Source organism: Pseudomonas fulva, assembly GCF_023517795.1.
GTDB classification, from domain to species: Bacteria; Pseudomonadota; Gammaproteobacteria; order Pseudomonadales; family Pseudomonadaceae; genus Aquipseudomonas; species Aquipseudomonas fulva_D.
In genome coordinates, this window is record NZ_CP082928.1 from 465930 (window position 1) to 480473 (window position 14544).

The 14544-nt window shown below is 65.2% G+C and carries 13 protein-coding genes; 5 read left to right on the top strand and 8 right to left on the bottom strand.

Annotation, left to right across the window (positions count from 1 at the left end; genetic code table 11):
- Window positions 1-21 precede the first annotated feature (21 nt).
- Window positions 22-2169, bottom strand: coding sequence for a fatty acid oxidation complex subunit alpha FadB (fadB, locus tag K8U54_RS01990; RefSeq protein ID WP_249908644.1), 2148 nt, complete (start codon window positions 2167-2169; stop codon window positions 22-24).
- A 434-nt stretch (window positions 2170-2603) separates the two neighbouring features.
- Here fadB and K8U54_RS01995 point away from each other — a divergent pair, with 434 nt between their 5' ends.
- Window positions 2604-3422 carry a hypothetical protein gene (locus tag K8U54_RS01995; RefSeq protein WP_249908645.1) on the top strand — a complete coding sequence of 273 codons (819 nt, stop codon included), beginning with the start codon at window positions 2604-2606 and terminating at the stop codon, window positions 3420-3422.
- A gap of 29 nt (window positions 3423-3451) precedes the next feature.
- Here the strand turns inward: K8U54_RS01995 and K8U54_RS02000 are convergent, their stop codons facing one another.
- Window positions 3452-3889, bottom strand: coding sequence for a hypothetical protein (locus K8U54_RS02000; RefSeq protein ID WP_249908646.1), 438 nt, complete (start codon window positions 3887-3889; stop codon window positions 3452-3454).
- A gap of 87 nt (window positions 3890-3976) precedes the next feature.
- On the opposite strand from K8U54_RS02000, the gene K8U54_RS02005 reads away from it, so the two are divergent.
- On the top strand, window positions 3977-4420 hold the full coding sequence (locus K8U54_RS02005; RefSeq protein WP_249908647.1) for a universal stress protein: 444 nt from the start codon (window positions 3977-3979) through the stop codon (window positions 4418-4420).
- A 76-nt stretch (window positions 4421-4496) separates the two neighbouring features.
- Here K8U54_RS02005 and K8U54_RS02010 read toward each other — a convergent pair whose 3' ends face one another.
- Window positions 4497-6425, bottom strand: coding sequence for an ATP-binding cassette domain-containing protein (locus K8U54_RS02010; RefSeq protein ID WP_249908648.1), 1929 nt, complete (start codon window positions 6423-6425; stop codon window positions 4497-4499).
- A 364-nt stretch (window positions 6426-6789) separates the two neighbouring features.
- On the opposite strand from K8U54_RS02010, the gene K8U54_RS02015 reads away from it, so the two are divergent.
- Window positions 6790-8715 (top strand): transglycosylase SLT domain-containing protein, encoded by a 1926-nt coding sequence (locus K8U54_RS02015; RefSeq protein WP_249908649.1) that lies wholly within the window; start codon window positions 6790-6792, stop codon window positions 8713-8715.
- Between the two features lie 96 nt (window positions 8716-8811).
- Here the strand turns inward: K8U54_RS02015 and K8U54_RS02020 are convergent, their stop codons facing one another.
- From K8U54_RS02020 to moaB, 5 genes are all read right to left on the bottom strand, one after another.
- Complete coding sequence (locus K8U54_RS02020) at window positions 8812-9612, bottom strand: MOSC domain-containing protein (RefSeq protein ID WP_249908650.1); 801 nt, start codon at window positions 9610-9612, stop codon at window positions 8812-8814.
- Window positions 9613-9684: 72 nt separating this feature from the next.
- Complete coding sequence (locus K8U54_RS02025; protein WP_249908651.1) at window positions 9685-10614, bottom strand: chemotaxis protein CheV; 930 nt, start codon at window positions 10612-10614, stop codon at window positions 9685-9687.
- Between the two features lie 121 nt (window positions 10615-10735).
- Entirely contained in the window at window positions 10736-11632 is an 897-nt protein-coding gene (yegS, locus tag K8U54_RS02030) for a lipid kinase YegS (protein WP_249908652.1), read from the bottom strand.
- A gap of 106 nt (window positions 11633-11738) precedes the next feature.
- On the bottom strand, window positions 11739-12950 hold the full coding sequence (locus K8U54_RS02035; RefSeq protein ID WP_249908653.1) for a molybdopterin molybdotransferase MoeA: 1212 nt from the start codon (window positions 12948-12950) through the stop codon (window positions 11739-11741).
- Window positions 12947-13486, bottom strand: a complete 540-nt coding sequence (gene moaB, locus K8U54_RS02040) for a molybdenum cofactor biosynthesis protein B (protein WP_013792019.1) — start codon at window positions 13484-13486, stop codon at window positions 12947-12949. The genes K8U54_RS02035 and moaB overlap by 4 nt, the downstream gene beginning before the upstream one ends.
- A gap of 68 nt (window positions 13487-13554) precedes the next feature.
- On the opposite strand from moaB, the gene mobA reads away from it, so the two are divergent.
- Both mobA and K8U54_RS02050 read left to right on the top strand, forming a co-directional pair.
- Window positions 13555-14127: a molybdenum cofactor guanylyltransferase MobA gene (gene mobA / locus K8U54_RS02045; RefSeq protein WP_249908654.1), complete on the top strand. Its 573-nt coding sequence runs from the start codon at window positions 13555-13557 to the stop codon at window positions 14125-14127.
- A 107-nt stretch (window positions 14128-14234) separates the two neighbouring features.
- A complete protein-coding gene (locus K8U54_RS02050; RefSeq protein ID WP_070886848.1) occupies window positions 14235-14456 on the top strand; it encodes a YgdI/YgdR family lipoprotein in 222 nt (73 codons plus the stop codon).
- The last annotated feature ends 88 nt before the right edge of the window (window positions 14457-14544 follow it).

The window sequence follows — 14544 nt, forward strand, 5'->3', positions numbered from 1 at the left end:
CTCGCTCCAATCGTTGCGCGATTAACCAAAGAAGGTCTGGCCGTTTTTGGCCATTTCACGCAGTTTCTCGGTCGGCTGATACAGCGCGCCCAGATCGGCGTACTTGTCGGCCAGGGCCACGAATTCGGCAACCCCGACGCTGTCGATGTAACGCAGCGCCCCCCCCCGGAAGGGTGGGAAACCGATGCCGTAGATCAGGCCCATGTCGGCCTCGGCGGCGGTCTCGACGATGCCGTCCTCCAGGCAGCGCACGGTTTCCAGGCACAGCGGGATCATCATGATGTTGACGATGTCCTCGTCGCTCAGCTCACGCTGCTCGGCCACGATCGACTTGAGCAACTCGTAGGCCTCGGGGTCGCTGACCTTTTTCGGCTTGCCGCGCTTGTCGGTCTCGTAGGCGTAGAAGCCCTTGCCGTTCTTCTGGCCCAGGCGGTTGGCTTCGTACATCACGTCGACCGCGGTACGGCCTTCCACGGCCATGCGGTCCGGGAAACCTTCGGCCATCACGTCACGGCCATGGTGGCCGGTGTCGATGCCGACCACGTCGGACAGGTAGGCCGGGCCCATGGGCCAGCCGAACTTCTCCATGACCTTGTCGATACGGGCGAAGTCGACACCGAAGCTCAAAAGCTTGGAGAAGCCGCCGAAATACGGGAACAGCACGCGGTTGACCAGGAAGCCCGGGCAGTCGTTGACCACGATCGGGTTCTTGCCCATCTTCTTGGCGTACGCCACGGTGGTGGCCACCGCCTCGTCACTGGATTTCTCGCCGCGGATGACTTCGACCAGCGGCATCATGTGCACCGGGTTGAAGAAGTGCATGCCGACGAAGTTTTCCGGGCGCTTGAGAGCCTTGGCCAGCAGGCTGATGGAAATGGTCGAGGTGTTGGAGGCCAGGATGGTGCCCTCCTTGACCGCCGCCTCGACCTCGGCCAGCACGGCCTGCTTGACCTTGGGGTTCTCGACCACGGCTTCGACGACGATGTCGACATGGCCGAAGTCGCCATAGGACATGGTCGGGCGAATGGCGCTCAGCGATTCGGCCATCTGCGCGGTGGTCATGCGGCCTTTCTCGACGCGCTTGCCGAGCAGCTTGGAGGCCTCGTTCAGGCCCATCTTGATGCCTTCCTCGCGGATGTCCTTCATCAGGATCGGCGTGCCCTTGGAGGCCGACTGGTAGGCGATGCCGCCGCCCATGATGCCGGCGCCGAGCACGGCAGCCAGTTTCACGTCCTGGGCGATGGCGTCATGGGCCTTGGCCTTCTTCTTCAGCTCCTGGTCATTGAGGAACAGGCCGATCAGGCTCTCGGCCACCGAGGTCTTGGCCAGCTTGGCGAAACCGGCGGCTTCGACTTCCAGGGCCTTGTCACGGCCAAAGTTGGCGGCCTTCTGGATAGTCTTGATCGCTTCGACCGGCGCCGGGTAGTTCGGACCCGCCTGGCCGGCGACGAAACCCTTGGCGGTCTCGAAGGCCATCATCTGCTCGATGGCGTTGAGCTTGAGCTTCTCCAGCTTGGGCTGGCGCTTGGCCTTGTAGTCGAGCTCGCCGGAGATGGCGCGCTTGATCAGGTCCAGGGCGGCGGCCTGCAGCTTGTCAGCGGCGACCACGGCATCCACGGCGCCGACCTTGAGGGCTTCCTCGGCGCGGTTTTCCTTACCCGAGGCGATCCACTCGACGGCGTTGTCGGTACCGATCAGGCGCGGCAGACGCACGGTGCCGCCGAAGCCCGGGTAGATACCCAGCTTGACCTCGGGCAGACCGATCTTGGCGCCTTCGGCCATCACCCGGTAGTCGGCGGCCAGGCACATTTCCAGGCCGCCACCGAGGGCGATGCCGTTGATGGCGACCACGGTGGGTACGTTCAGGTCTTCGAAATCGCTGAAGATCTTGTTGGCTTCCAGACCGCTGGAAACCAGCTGCTCTTCGGGCAGCTTGAAGTTTTCGACGAACTCGGTGATATCGGCGCCGACGATGAACACGTCCTTGCCGCTGCTGACGATCACGCCCTTGATCGAGGCATCGGCCTTGATCGCATCGACGCTCTGGCGCAGTTCGCTGAGGGTCAGACGATTGAACTTGTTGACGGACTCACCCTTGAGGTCGAACTTGAGTTCGACGATGCCGCTTTCAAGAGCCTTAACCGTGATGGCTTTACCTTCGTAAATCATCAACTGATCTCCACGCTAAGGGAATCTGAACAGTACACACCGGAGCCAACCGGCTGACTCACGCCACCAGACAACGTAGACGAAAATCGGCTACCCACCGATGCGGTATCGGACTGAATTGGGCATTGCCGACAAGACAAACACTCAATTCATACGCCCGTTTGATTTGGGTGAACACACCTTCACGGAAAAGCCTGCGATTGTCAATCGACGTTATGTAGCCAGGTGCGGCCGGCACTACGCAGACCATACAGTCACATGCCCGGGTAGCGAAAAGCCGATCATCCGCGTCGATATCCCATCATTCGGCAGGTGCCGCTGGCCCGTTCGTGACCGCTAGCCAAAACCCCGGGCCAAGGGTAGAGTCGCGGCCATTCGGCTGCCACCGAATGACCAAAAACAACAAGAACGAGCGCCTACACCGAGGTTCCCGCATGCCAACTCACTTGCGTGCCGTCTCTCTGCGTGCCCTTCTGCTTGCTGCCCTGCTGATACCCACAGCGGCCTTCGCCAACACCACCGGCGACCTCAAGCACCTGCAGACCTTCCATCTCGCCATCCAGAAAAGCCTGGGCGACTTCTACATGTACAACAGCATGGAAGGCGACCAGCGCTATGCACGAATGATCGACGCCTCCCGCCAGCAGGCGCACGAGCAGCTCGGCAAGCTGGCCAACCTGGCCGACGTGGGCGCCGCCCGCCTGCAGACGCAACTGCAGCGACAATGGCAGCGTTACGACGGAGAACTGACGACCTTGATGGCGGCGCTGCAGAAGCAGGGCTACACGGACCTGCAGCCGGTCGCGGACCTGGCTGCCCGTAACCGTCAGGTACTGGAAACGGCCCAGGCGCTTTACGAGGCGCTGCACCGCATGGATGGCAACGCCATCAGCGAGCAGATGGCGGCCACCCGCGAACTCAGCGTGCTGATGCAGAGCATCGCGGTGAACTACGCGGCGCGCAGCGCTTCGGTGGGGGCCAGCTTCTCGGGCGACAGCAGCGAGCGGCCCATCGAGGAACTGGTCGGCGACTTTTCCATGCGCCTGGCTGCGCTGCGCAACCAGGCAGGCAACAGCGCGGCGATCAACACCACGCTCGACGGCGTGGCGACCAAATGGCGCTATATCGAAGGCTCGCTGCGCAATTACAACGAAAAGAGCGTGCCCTTCCTGGTCAATAAGTATTCGGACAGCATCATCCGCAGCCTGGCGGACGTCGACACGCTGTACGCGCAGCCGGGCGGCGCTTCATGAGCGGGTGCGGCGCCGGCTCGACAATTGAGTCAGGCACGGGCCTTGAGAAAGTCGGCGATCGCCGGCAAGGCTTCGGGTTGGGCCCGCTCCCCCCAGAACAGCGCGATCATCTGCGGCGTGGCCTCGGCCTTGTAGACGTCGGCCGGCAGCGTTGCCAGTTGCGCGGCCAGCGCCACGTCCGTGCAGGGCTCCTGCCATTTGTTCAGCCACTGGCCCGGCTCGCGCTGCCAGTAGCACCAACTGTCCTGGCGCCCACGGGGGCGTGGACTGTGGTACTGCGGGCAGGGGTTGGGCGGCGTCTTGCCCAGCCAGTACGGCCATTCCTCGCGGGCCAGCTGCATCGCCAGGCCCAGGCGCCGCGCCTGCAGGCGCACGTCCATCTGCCCGCGCTGGCGACGCGACGGCACCAGCCAGACCAGCGGGCTGAGGGCCAGGACCAGCAGGCCCAGAACGATCCATCCCGTCATAAGTTCTATCTCGACTGCGCAACCTGTGGTAAATGCTCAAACCAGCCATACTTGAAATCACTGGTCACCCTTGTAAGGAGACAACCCATGTCCTACCAGCACATTCTGGTCGCCGTCGATCTGACCGAGGAGTGCGACCCGGTAATGAAGCGCGCCCAGGCTCTGGCCGGCAGCACACAGGCCAAGCTGTCCGTGGTGCATATCGTCGAGCCGATGGCCATGGCCTTCGGCGGTGACGTGCCGATGGACCTGTCGATGCTGCAACAGCAGCAGTTCGAACAGGCCAAGGAGCGCCTCGACGCCTTTGCCATCAAATACCCGCAACTCAGCGCCGAAAGCCGCCACCTGGCCTACGGCCAACCGCGCCAGGAAATCCACCGCCTGGCCGCCGAACAGCACTGCGACCTGATCATCGTCGGCAGCCATGGCCGCCATGGCCTGGCCCTGCTGCTCGGCTCCACCGCCAACGACGTGCTGCATGGTGCACCGTGCGACGTCCTGGCCGTAAGCCTCAAGAAGCCTTCGGCCTGATCAGCCCCGGCAGATGACGCCGGGCACTGGCCCGGCGTCATCGCATCCGATCCTTCCCGCGCGGCGCCCTCGCTTTTTAGCCTTCCAGCTCAGCCCAACGCTCGATCAACTGTTCCAGCTCCTGCTGCTTTTCCTGCAGCTGCGCCAGCACCGCGGCGGTCTGCTCGGCCGGCTGCTGATAGAACGCCGGATCGGCAATCTTCGCCTCCAGGGCGGCAATCGCCTGCTCGGCGGCATCGATCATTTCGGGCATGGCGTCCAGCTCGCGCTGGTGCTTGTAGCTGAGCTTCTTCCTGGCCGTCGGTGCAGCAGCGGCAGTCTCGGCGACCGGCGCTTCGGCCACGGGCGTTTCGACGATGGCCGAACCCAACTCGGCCTTGCCCGACTTGCTCTCGCCCACGCCCAGTAGGCGCGGCGAGCCGCCCTGGCGCAACCAGTCCTGGTAGCCGCCGACGTACTCACGCACCTTGCCCTCGCCTTCGAAGACCAGGGTGCTGGTCACCACGTTGTCGAGGAAGGCCCGGTCGTGGCTGACCATCAGCACGGTGCCCTTGAAGTTCGACAGCACTTCCTCGAGCAACTCCAGGGTTTCCACGTCGAGGTCGTTGGTCGGTTCGTCGAGCACCAGCAGGTTGGCGGGCTTGCTGAACAGCTTGGCCAGCAGCAGGCGGGCACGTTCCCCCCCGGACAACGCCTTGACCGGCGTGCGGGCACGCTGCGGGCTGAACAGGAAGTCGCCCAGGTAGCTCAGCACATGGCGATTCTGGCCATCGATCTCGATGAAATCGCGGCCTTCGGAAATATTGTCGATGACGGTCTTTTCCACATCGAGCTGGTGGCGCAATTGGTCGAAGTAGGCCACTTCGATCTTGGTGCCCTGCTCCACCTTGCCGGCGGTCGGCTGCAAGCCGTCGAGCATCAGCTTGAGCAGCGTGGTCTTGCCCGTGCCGTTGGCGCCGAGCAGGCCGATGCGGTCGCCGCGCTGCAGCACCATGGAGAAATCCTTGATCAGCAGCGGGCCGCCCGGATGGGCGAAGCTGACGTTCTCCAGCACCATCACCTGCTTGCCGGACTTGTCCGCCACATCCAGCTGGATATTGGCCTTGCCGGTGCGCTCACGACGCTCGCTGCGCTCGACGCGCAGCGCCTTGAGGGCGCGCACGCGACCTTCGTTACGGGTACGACGAGCCTTGATGCCCTGGCGGATCCACACCTCTTCCTGGGCCAGTTTCTTGTCGAACAGCGCATTGGCGGTTTCTTCGGCGGCCAGCGCGGCCTCCTTGTGCACCAGGAAGCTGGCGTAGTCGCCGTTCCAGTCGATCAGGCCGCCGCGGTCCAGCTCGAGGATGCGCGTGGCCAGGCTCTGCAGGAAGGCCCGGTCGTGGGTGATGAACAGCACGGCGCCCTGGAAATCCTTGATGGCCTCTTCGAGCCAGGCGATGGCGCCGATGTCCAGGTGGTTGGTGGGCTCGTCGAGCAGCAACAGGTCGGGCTCGCTGACCAGCGCCTGGGCCAGCAGCACGCGACGGCGCCAGCCACCGGAAAGCTCGGCCAGGGTCTTGTCGGCCGGCAGCTGCAGGCGGCTCAGGGTGCTGTCGACCAGTTGCTGCAGACGCCAGCCATCCTTCGCCTCCAGCTCCTGCTGCACGTGCATGAGCTTGTTCAGGTCTTCTTCGGTCACGCAGTTCTGCGCCAGGTGATGGTACTGGGCAAGCAGATCACCCACGCCGTCGAGGCCCTGGGCGACCACATCGAACACCGTGCGGCCATCGGCCACCGGCAGCTCCTGGGGCAGTTCGCCGATCTTCAGCCCCGGCGCTCGCCAGATGGCACCGTCGTCGGGTTTCTGCTGATCGTTGACCAGCTTGAGCATGCTCGACTTGCCGGTGCCGTTACGGCCGATGATGCACACCCGCTCGCCGCGGGCGATCTGCCAAGACACCTTGTCCAGCAGCGGCATGGCGCCAAAGGCCAGGGAAACATCGGTGAACTTGAGCAGGGTCATCAGGGTTGCCTCGACAATACGCAGGAGTGGTGGGCGAAAGCCTGGGGCGCGACCTGGGGCTCGCTGCTGCCGACCACGAAACTGATCTGGCCGGCACGCGCCAGCCAAAAACGGGCGCGTATTCTAACCGAGAAGACCCTCGGCGTCTGTCGGCCTCGGCCGCCGGCCATCGATGTGACATAAACAGACATGCGCCAGGCACCGGCGGCCCTTTCGCGGCACGCCGGCAAAAGGCTAAGCTAGCGACCATTGCCGCCGCGCCTGAAGATGCCCGCATCGCCGCGGCGCACGCCGCCCCAAGGGCACATCAGGCGACCGGCACCAGCCAGGTCGCGCCCGCTCACGAGATGACCCCGGAAGTGCCATGCGCTGTCGTTTGCCCAGTCTGCTGTCCTGCCTGATCCTTTGCGCCGCCACCTCCACGCTCAGCCAGGCCGCGAGCCTGCAGCAGCAGCGTCAGTACTACGACGAGGCCAAGGCTGCACTCGCCAAGGGCGACAAGGGGCCTTACCAACGCTACGCCAGCGCGTTGCGCGATTACCCGCTGACGCCCTACCTGGCCTATGACGAGCTGACCGCCCGCCTGAAGTCGGCCAGCAACCAGGAAATCGAAGGCTTTCTCGCCGCCCACGGTGACCTGCCCCAGGCCAGCTGGATGAAGTTGCGCTGGCTGCGCTGGCTCGCCGAGCGTGGCGAATGGCAGACCTTCGCCAAGTACTACGACCCGGGGCTGAACTTCACCGAGCTGGACTGCCTGAACGGCCAGCGCCAGTTGGCCCAGGGCCAGACCGCCGAAGGTTATGCCACGGCCGAAAAACTCTGGCTGGTCGGCAAATCCCAGCCCGAAGCCTGTGACCGCCTGTTCGATCGCTGGGCCGCCGAAGGCCAACTGACCGAACAACGCCGCTGGCAGCGCGCCAAACTGGCCGCCGAAGCGCGCAACTACAGCCTGGCGACCTTTCTGAGCAAGGACCTGCCGACCCTGAGCAACCACGGCAAGCTGCTCGTGGACGTCGCCCAGAAACCGCAGATGCTCACCCAGACCGCACGCTTCACGCCGGCCGACGACGCCATGGGCGACGTGGTCAGCCTCGGCCTGCGCCGCCTCGCCCGCCAGGACCCGGAACAGGCCCTGAGCCTGCTCGAAGGCTACTCGCAGCGCATGCGCTTTTCCGAGCAGGAGAAGGTCGCCATCGCCAACGAGATCGGCCTGACCCTGGCGCGCCGCTTCGACCCGCGCGCGCTCGACGTGATGGCCAAGTACGACCCCAACCTGCGCGACGACACCGTCAGTGAGTGGCGCGCCCGCCTGCTGCTGCGCCTGGGCCGCTGGGACGACGCCTACAAGCTGATCAGCCGCATGCCCGAGTCTTTGGCCAGCACCAACCGCTGGCGCTACTGGCAGGCGCGCAGCCTGCAACTGGCCCAGCCCAACGGCAAGGCCGCCCAGCCGCTGTTCCACGAGCTGGCCAAGGAGCGCGACTTCTACGGTTTCATGGCCGCCGATCAGGTCAAGGAACCCTACTACCTGAAGAACGCGCCCCTGCAGTTGAGTCCGGCGGTGATCAACAAGGTGCGCAACGCGCCGGGTATCCGCCGCGCCATGGAATTCCACGACCGCGGCCAGATCGTCGAAGGCCGTCGCGAGTGGTACCACGCCAGCCGCCATTTCGACCGCGACGAACTGGTCGCCCAGGCGCGCCTGGCCTATGACATGCAGTGGTATTTCCCGGCGATCCGCACCATCAGCCAGGCCAAGTACTGGGATGATCTGGACATCCGCTTCCCCATGGCCCATCGCGAACCGCTGACCGCCGAGGCCAAGAAACGCGGCCTGCACTCGAGCTGGGTATTCGCCATCACCCGCCAGGAAAGCGGCTTCATGGCCGACGCCAAGTCCCCCGTCGGCGCCATGGGCCTGATGCAGGTGATGCCCGCCACCGCCAAGGAGACCGCACGCAAGTTCGGCATTCCCTTGAGCAACCCGAACAACGCGCTGCTGCCCAGCGTCAACATCCAGCTGGGCGCCGCCTACCTGAGCCAGATCTACGGCCAGTTCAACGGCAACCGGGTGCTGGCCTCGGCCGCCTACAACGCCGGGCCCGGCCGCGTGCGCCAGTGGCTGCGCGGCGCCGACCACCTGGCCTATGACGTGTGGGTGGAAAACATTCCCTTCAACGAGACCCGCCAGTACGTGCAGAACGTGCTGTCCTACGCGGTGATCTACGGCGACAAGCTCAATGCGCCCCAGCCCCTGGTGGGCTGGCACGAGCGTTATTTCGACCAGTAAGGCAGCGGCAAGCGGCAAGCTTCAAGCACAGGTAATCGCCATTCGCTTGTGGCTTGTGGCTTGTGGCTTGTGGCTTGTGGCTTGTGGCTCAGAAGCCTATTCCAGCACCTCGATCGGCATCCCGACCTGCAGCTCGCCGCCGCCATGGTTGATCAGGTTCTGTCCGAACAGGATGCCGCCCTCGCCCTGGCGGTAGCTGCGCAGGGTGGTCAGCGGCTCACGGTCGGCGCTGCGCTCTCCAGTGCGCGGGTCGATGGTGGTGATCACGCAACGCGAGCAGCGCTTGGCGAGGGTGAACTCGACAGCGCCGATACGGATACGCTTCCAGCCGTCCTCGGCATAGGGCTCGCTGCCCTGCACCACCAGGTTGGGACGAAAACGCAGCATCTCCAGGGGGCGGCCGACCCTTGCCACCAGGTCGTCCAACGAGGCCTGGCCGATCAGCAGCAACGGAAAGCCGTCGGCGAAACCGACCTTCTCGTCACCGCTGAGGTTGCCTTCGATGAAACGCGCCCGCGCCGCCGGCACATGCACCAGGCGACACGCCTTGCCCATGAACGCACTGCCCCAGGCGGCCGCTTCGTCGCCGGCATCCGGTACCTGCAGGGTATCGCGCCAGATGATCACCCCGCGCAGCGCCTGGTCCGGCTCCGGCAGCGCCACCTGCAACACCGGCATGCCAGGCGCTTCCAGGGTCAGGCCGCCAGCCGCATTCCAGCGTGCCTGCAACTGGCTCAGGTGGGGAAAGGTGCGCTGCGTCATGAACCGCCCGGTTTGCGCATCCGCGAACATCCAGCGGCGATCGCCGGCCACACCCAGGCCGTCGAGCTGCAGGCTGGGCAGGGATTCACCCATGGCGGATTTGAGGGGGAAACGGTACAGCGCGGAGAGGTGCATGGCTCGGCGTCCTGACTTGAGCGAAACGGCGGTTATACGCAAACCGCCGTCGGGGCTCAAGCCGACAGCGCTCTACTTTTCGTCTAGAGCGAGACGCTGACGAATCACATCCACCAGCTTGTCCGGCTGGAACTTGGAGAGGAAATTGTCGCAGCCCACCTTCTTGACCATGGCATCGTTGAAGCTGCCGGACAGCGACGTGTGCAGCACCACGTACAGGTCACGCAGGCGCGGATCCTGGCGAATCTCGGTGGTCAGGCGGTAGCCGTCCATTTCCGGCATTTCGGCGTCGGTGAACATCATCAGCAGCTTGTCGGTGATGACTTCACCGGCATCGGCCCAGCCCTTGAGCATCTGCAGGCCCTTGAGGCCATCGGTGGCGACATGCAGCTTGATGCCCAGTTGCGACAGGGTATCGCGCAGCTGGGCCAGGGCCACGCTGGAGTCGTCGACCAGCAGCACCTCGCGGCCGCGGGCCTTTTCCAGCAGCGGATCGGCCAGGCGGTCACCAGAGATGCGCGTGTCGTAGGGCACGATCTCGGCCAGCACCTTCTCCACGTCGATGATCTCCACCAGTTGGTCGTCGACCTTGGTGATGGCCGTCAGGTAATGCTGACGCCCTGCACCACCCGGCGGCGGCAGGATGGATTCCCAGTTGAGGTTGAGAATGCGGTCGACGCCACCGACCAGGAATGCCTGGATCGAGCGGTTGTACTCGGTGACGATGATGGTGCTGCGCTCATCCGGGACGATCGGCCGCATGCCGATGGCCTGAGACAGATCGATCACCGGCAGGGTCTGGCCGCGCAGATGGATCACCCCACAGACGAAACGATGGCGGTGCGGCATCAAGGTCAGCTTGGGCATGTGCAGCACTTCCTGCACCTTGAACACGTTGATGGCGAACAGCTGCCGGCCCGCCAGGCGGAACATCAGAATTTCCAGGCGGTTCTCGCCTACCAGCTGCGTCCGTTGATCAACGGTGTCGAGAATACCGGCCATTATTCGCTCCTGTGAGGCGTGGTGTTCGTATGAAGCTATCGGCCAGTCGTGCAATTACTGTAGGCGGCATGGCGCAACGCCATCTTGCACCAGCGCGCGGCACTACACCAGTACCCGCCGGTCAGTCGCGCAGCAAAGGCGAATGCTCCGGCAAATGCAGGCGCAGCGCCTGGGGCCTTGCCGCGAAGCGTAGACGATGCCCGCCACGCGGCTCGCCATCCAGGTTCAGGTCCAGGCCTTCCGGGGCATCGATCTCCAGCCACGGCAGGCGCGCGCTGATCGCCACGCCCTCGATGCCCTTGAGGCCGCCGGACAGCAGCGTGCCGAGCGTGCCGACCACATCGGAAGCGGCCGGCACGATGCACACGTCCAGCAAGCCGTCGTTCACCCGGGCGTGGGGGCACAGCACATGCCCGCCACCGGCCTGCCGGCCATTGCCGATGCCCAGGGCGAGAAAATCGCCCTCCCACTGGAAATCGGGGCCCTTGAAGCGTCCAAAGGCCGACCGTACTTCGGCGAAGCGGGTCAGGCCGGTGAGCATGTAGGCCGCCCCGCCCAGGAAACGCTTGAGATCTTCGGAGGTATTGGCGGTGATGTTGGAGCCGAAGCCCCCCGTGGCCATATTGAGGAACAACTCATCATCGACCTCACCCAGGTCGATCGGCTGCGCGGGGGTATCGAGCAGCGCCAGCGCGTCGGCGGGCGTCAGCGGTATGCCCGCCGCATGGGCGAAATCATTGGCGGTTCCCAGCGGCAGCAAGACCAGGCTGGCGTCGCTTTCGGCCTTGGCCATGGCTTCGGCGACGTCACGCAAGGTGCCGTCACCGCCTCCGGCGATCAGCGTCGGGTAGCCCGCCTGCAGGGCCTCGGCGACCAGACGCTGGGCATCGCCCGCCTCCCAGGTGAGCCGCACGGCCAGATCCCAGCCACGCTCACGCTGGCTGCTGACCGCAGCGCGTACCTCGTCGTTGAGGGACTGCTTACCATGAAGGATCAACAGCGCTTTACGCTCTTGCATAACGGCTCCGGAAAGGGGATTGAAGACAGTGCTGCTTATCCAGACAACGCGCGAGCGAAATAATCACGCTCGCCGTCATCGGCTAGCAGACTGCCGGCCCTGCGCCTCAGCCGAGCAGTTCGCTCATTGCAATGAACCGCACCAGGTCACCTTCGGCGAGGGTGGTGCCTTCCAGCACCTGCGCCAGCCCCTCGGCCCAGGCAGCGCTGCGCAACACCCCCGAACTCTGGTTCGCATACGGCACCACGCGGCCATTCTCCAGCCGCGCGCGCAGGAACTCGCGGCGCTTGCCCGGCTTGGCCCAGGTAAAGCCTGCCGGCACCGGGAAGCCCAGCGGTTCGACCTTCTGCACGCCGAGGCGGCGTAGCAGATAGGGGCGCGCCAACAGACCGAAGGTCACCAGCGTGGAGGCCGGGTTACCCGGCAAACCGATGACCGGGCGACCGCGGAACTCGCCGACGGTCAGCGGTTTGCCGGGCTTGATGGCGAGCTTCCACAACGCCAGTTCGCCGGCTTCACGCAGGGCGATGCCGAGAAAGTCCGCCTCGCCGACCGACACGCCGCCAGTGGAGAGGATCAGGTCGACGTCATCCAGTTCACCGAGTGCCTGGCGCGTGCGCTCCAGATCATCCGGCAGGATGCCGCCATCGACGACCTCGCAGCCCATACGTTTTAGCCAGGCGACCAGCAGGTAACGGTTGCTGTTGTAGATCTGCCCGGCGCCCAGCCCATGGCCGGGCTCGACCAGTTCGTCACCGGTGGACAGCACCGCCACCCGCGGCCGACGCCGTACCGGCAGGTGCGCCAGGCCGATGGACGCCGCCAGCCCCAGTTCGATGGGCCCCAACCGCGTACCGGCAGCCAGCAGCGTCTCGCCCTTGCGGTTTTCCTGGCCCTGGGGCCGGATGTTCTGCGCCAGCTTGAGCGGCTGATGGAAATGCACCCGGCCGTCGTCGGCGACACTGACGTTCTCCTGCATCTCGACCGTATCGGCGCCCTCGGGCACCGGTGCGCCGGTGAAGATGCGCGCGCAGCTGCCGGGCTGCAGCGGGTCGGGCGCCATGCCGGCAAGGATGCGCTGGCTGACCGGCAGCGCCTCGCCCTGCCAGTCGGCCAAGCGCAACGCGTAGCCGTCCATGGCGCTGTTCGGCCAGGGCGGCAGGTCCAGGCCGGCGACCATCGGCTCGGCCAGCACGCGACCGTCGGCAGCGGCCAGATCGACCACTTCGTGCTCGGTGATCGGACGGGCCTCGGCCAGTTCCAGCAGGCGAGCCAGCGCCTGCTCCACCGGCATCAACGGGGAATGCGCCTCGCTCATCCGCGGCTCTCGCAAGGCGCAGCGAGTTTCAGGTGCGGCACGAAGTTGCACGGGCGATGGCGCGCGTCGAGCTGTTCGGCGAGGATGCCGTCCCAGCCGGTGCGGCAGGCATTGGTCGAGCCCGGCAGGCAGCACACCAGGGTGCCGTTGGCCAGGCCCGCCAGCGCCCGGGACTGGATGGTCGAGGTGCCGATATCGGCGGTGGAGATCTGCCGGAACAGCTCGCCGAAGCCATCGACCTGCTTGTCGAGCAGGCAGGCCACCGCTTCCGGTGTGCTGTCGCGGCCGGTAAAGCCGGTGCCGCCGGTGATCAGCACCACCTGCACCACGTCTTCGGCGATCCAGGTGGCGACCTGGGCGCGGATCTTGTACAGGTCGTCCTTGAGCAGCACCCGCTCGGCGAGATTATGGCCTGCGGCTTTCAGGCGATCGACGAAGAGTTGCCCGGAGGTGTCGGTTTCCAGCGTGCGGGTATCGCTGACCGTCAATACGGCGATATTCAGGGGCACGAATGGCGCATCGGCCTTGTGGCTCATGGCAGGCTTCCAGTTGTCGTCTACAAAGGCCGGTGTTATACCACAGCGCCACCTCCGGAGACCCTGCCATGCCCGCCCCAGCCTCGCCCCAGCCCTTCTCGGTGGTTCTGCTCGCAGGCGGCCGCGGCCAGCGCATGGGCGGCCTGGACAAGGGCCTGGTGCCCTGGCAGGCGCGACCCATGATCGCATGGCTGCACGAGGTGGTACGGCCGCTGACCGATGACCTGATCATCTCCTGCAACCGCAACCAGCAGGCCTATGCCGCCTATGCCGATCGCCTGGTCGCTGACGACAGCGCCGACTATCCCGGTCCCCTGGCCGGCATCCGCGCAGCCCTGCAGGTCGCCCGTCATCCCCTGCTGCTGGTGCTGCCCTGCGACGCCCCGCGGGTCGACCGCGCGCTGGTCGAGCGTTTGCTGGCCCTGGCCGAGGATCGGCCGGTGATGGCCCAGCGCGCCGGCTATTGGGAGCCGCTGTTCGCGGTCATCCCCCGCCGCCTGCTGCCTTCACTGGAACAGGCCTGGCAGGCTGGTGAGCGCAGCACCCAGCGCTGGCTGCGTGCCCACGATCCCGCTGCGCTGCCCTGCGCAAGCAAGGACCCACGCCTGAGCAACCTCAATTCCCCGGACCTGCTTGGCTGAACGCTTGCGGCATGGCAGCCTCGGGTGGATAAATAGGGTGGAACTTGGGCTCGGCCTACCCGTCTGAGCCAAGGTAATCACTCTGCCTCGACTTAAGGAGACATGCCATGAAGCAACGGACAACCGCTGCATTCCTACTCGCCCTCGGCCTGGTTACCCTGGCAGGCTGTTCCACGCCATCGGTGATCACCCTCAACGACGGCCGTGAGATCCAGACTGTCGATCGTCCCGATTTCGACGACGACACCGGCTTCTACGAGTTCGAGCAGCTGGACGGCAAGCGCACCAAGGTCAACAAGGACCAGGTTCGTACCGTCAAGGAGCTGTAAGCGCCCTGCCCGTCTCGCGGGCGCCTGCCAGGTGCGGCGCCCCGATTAAAAATTTTTGCTAACCCCTTGTGCTGCAAAAGTTTTTGAG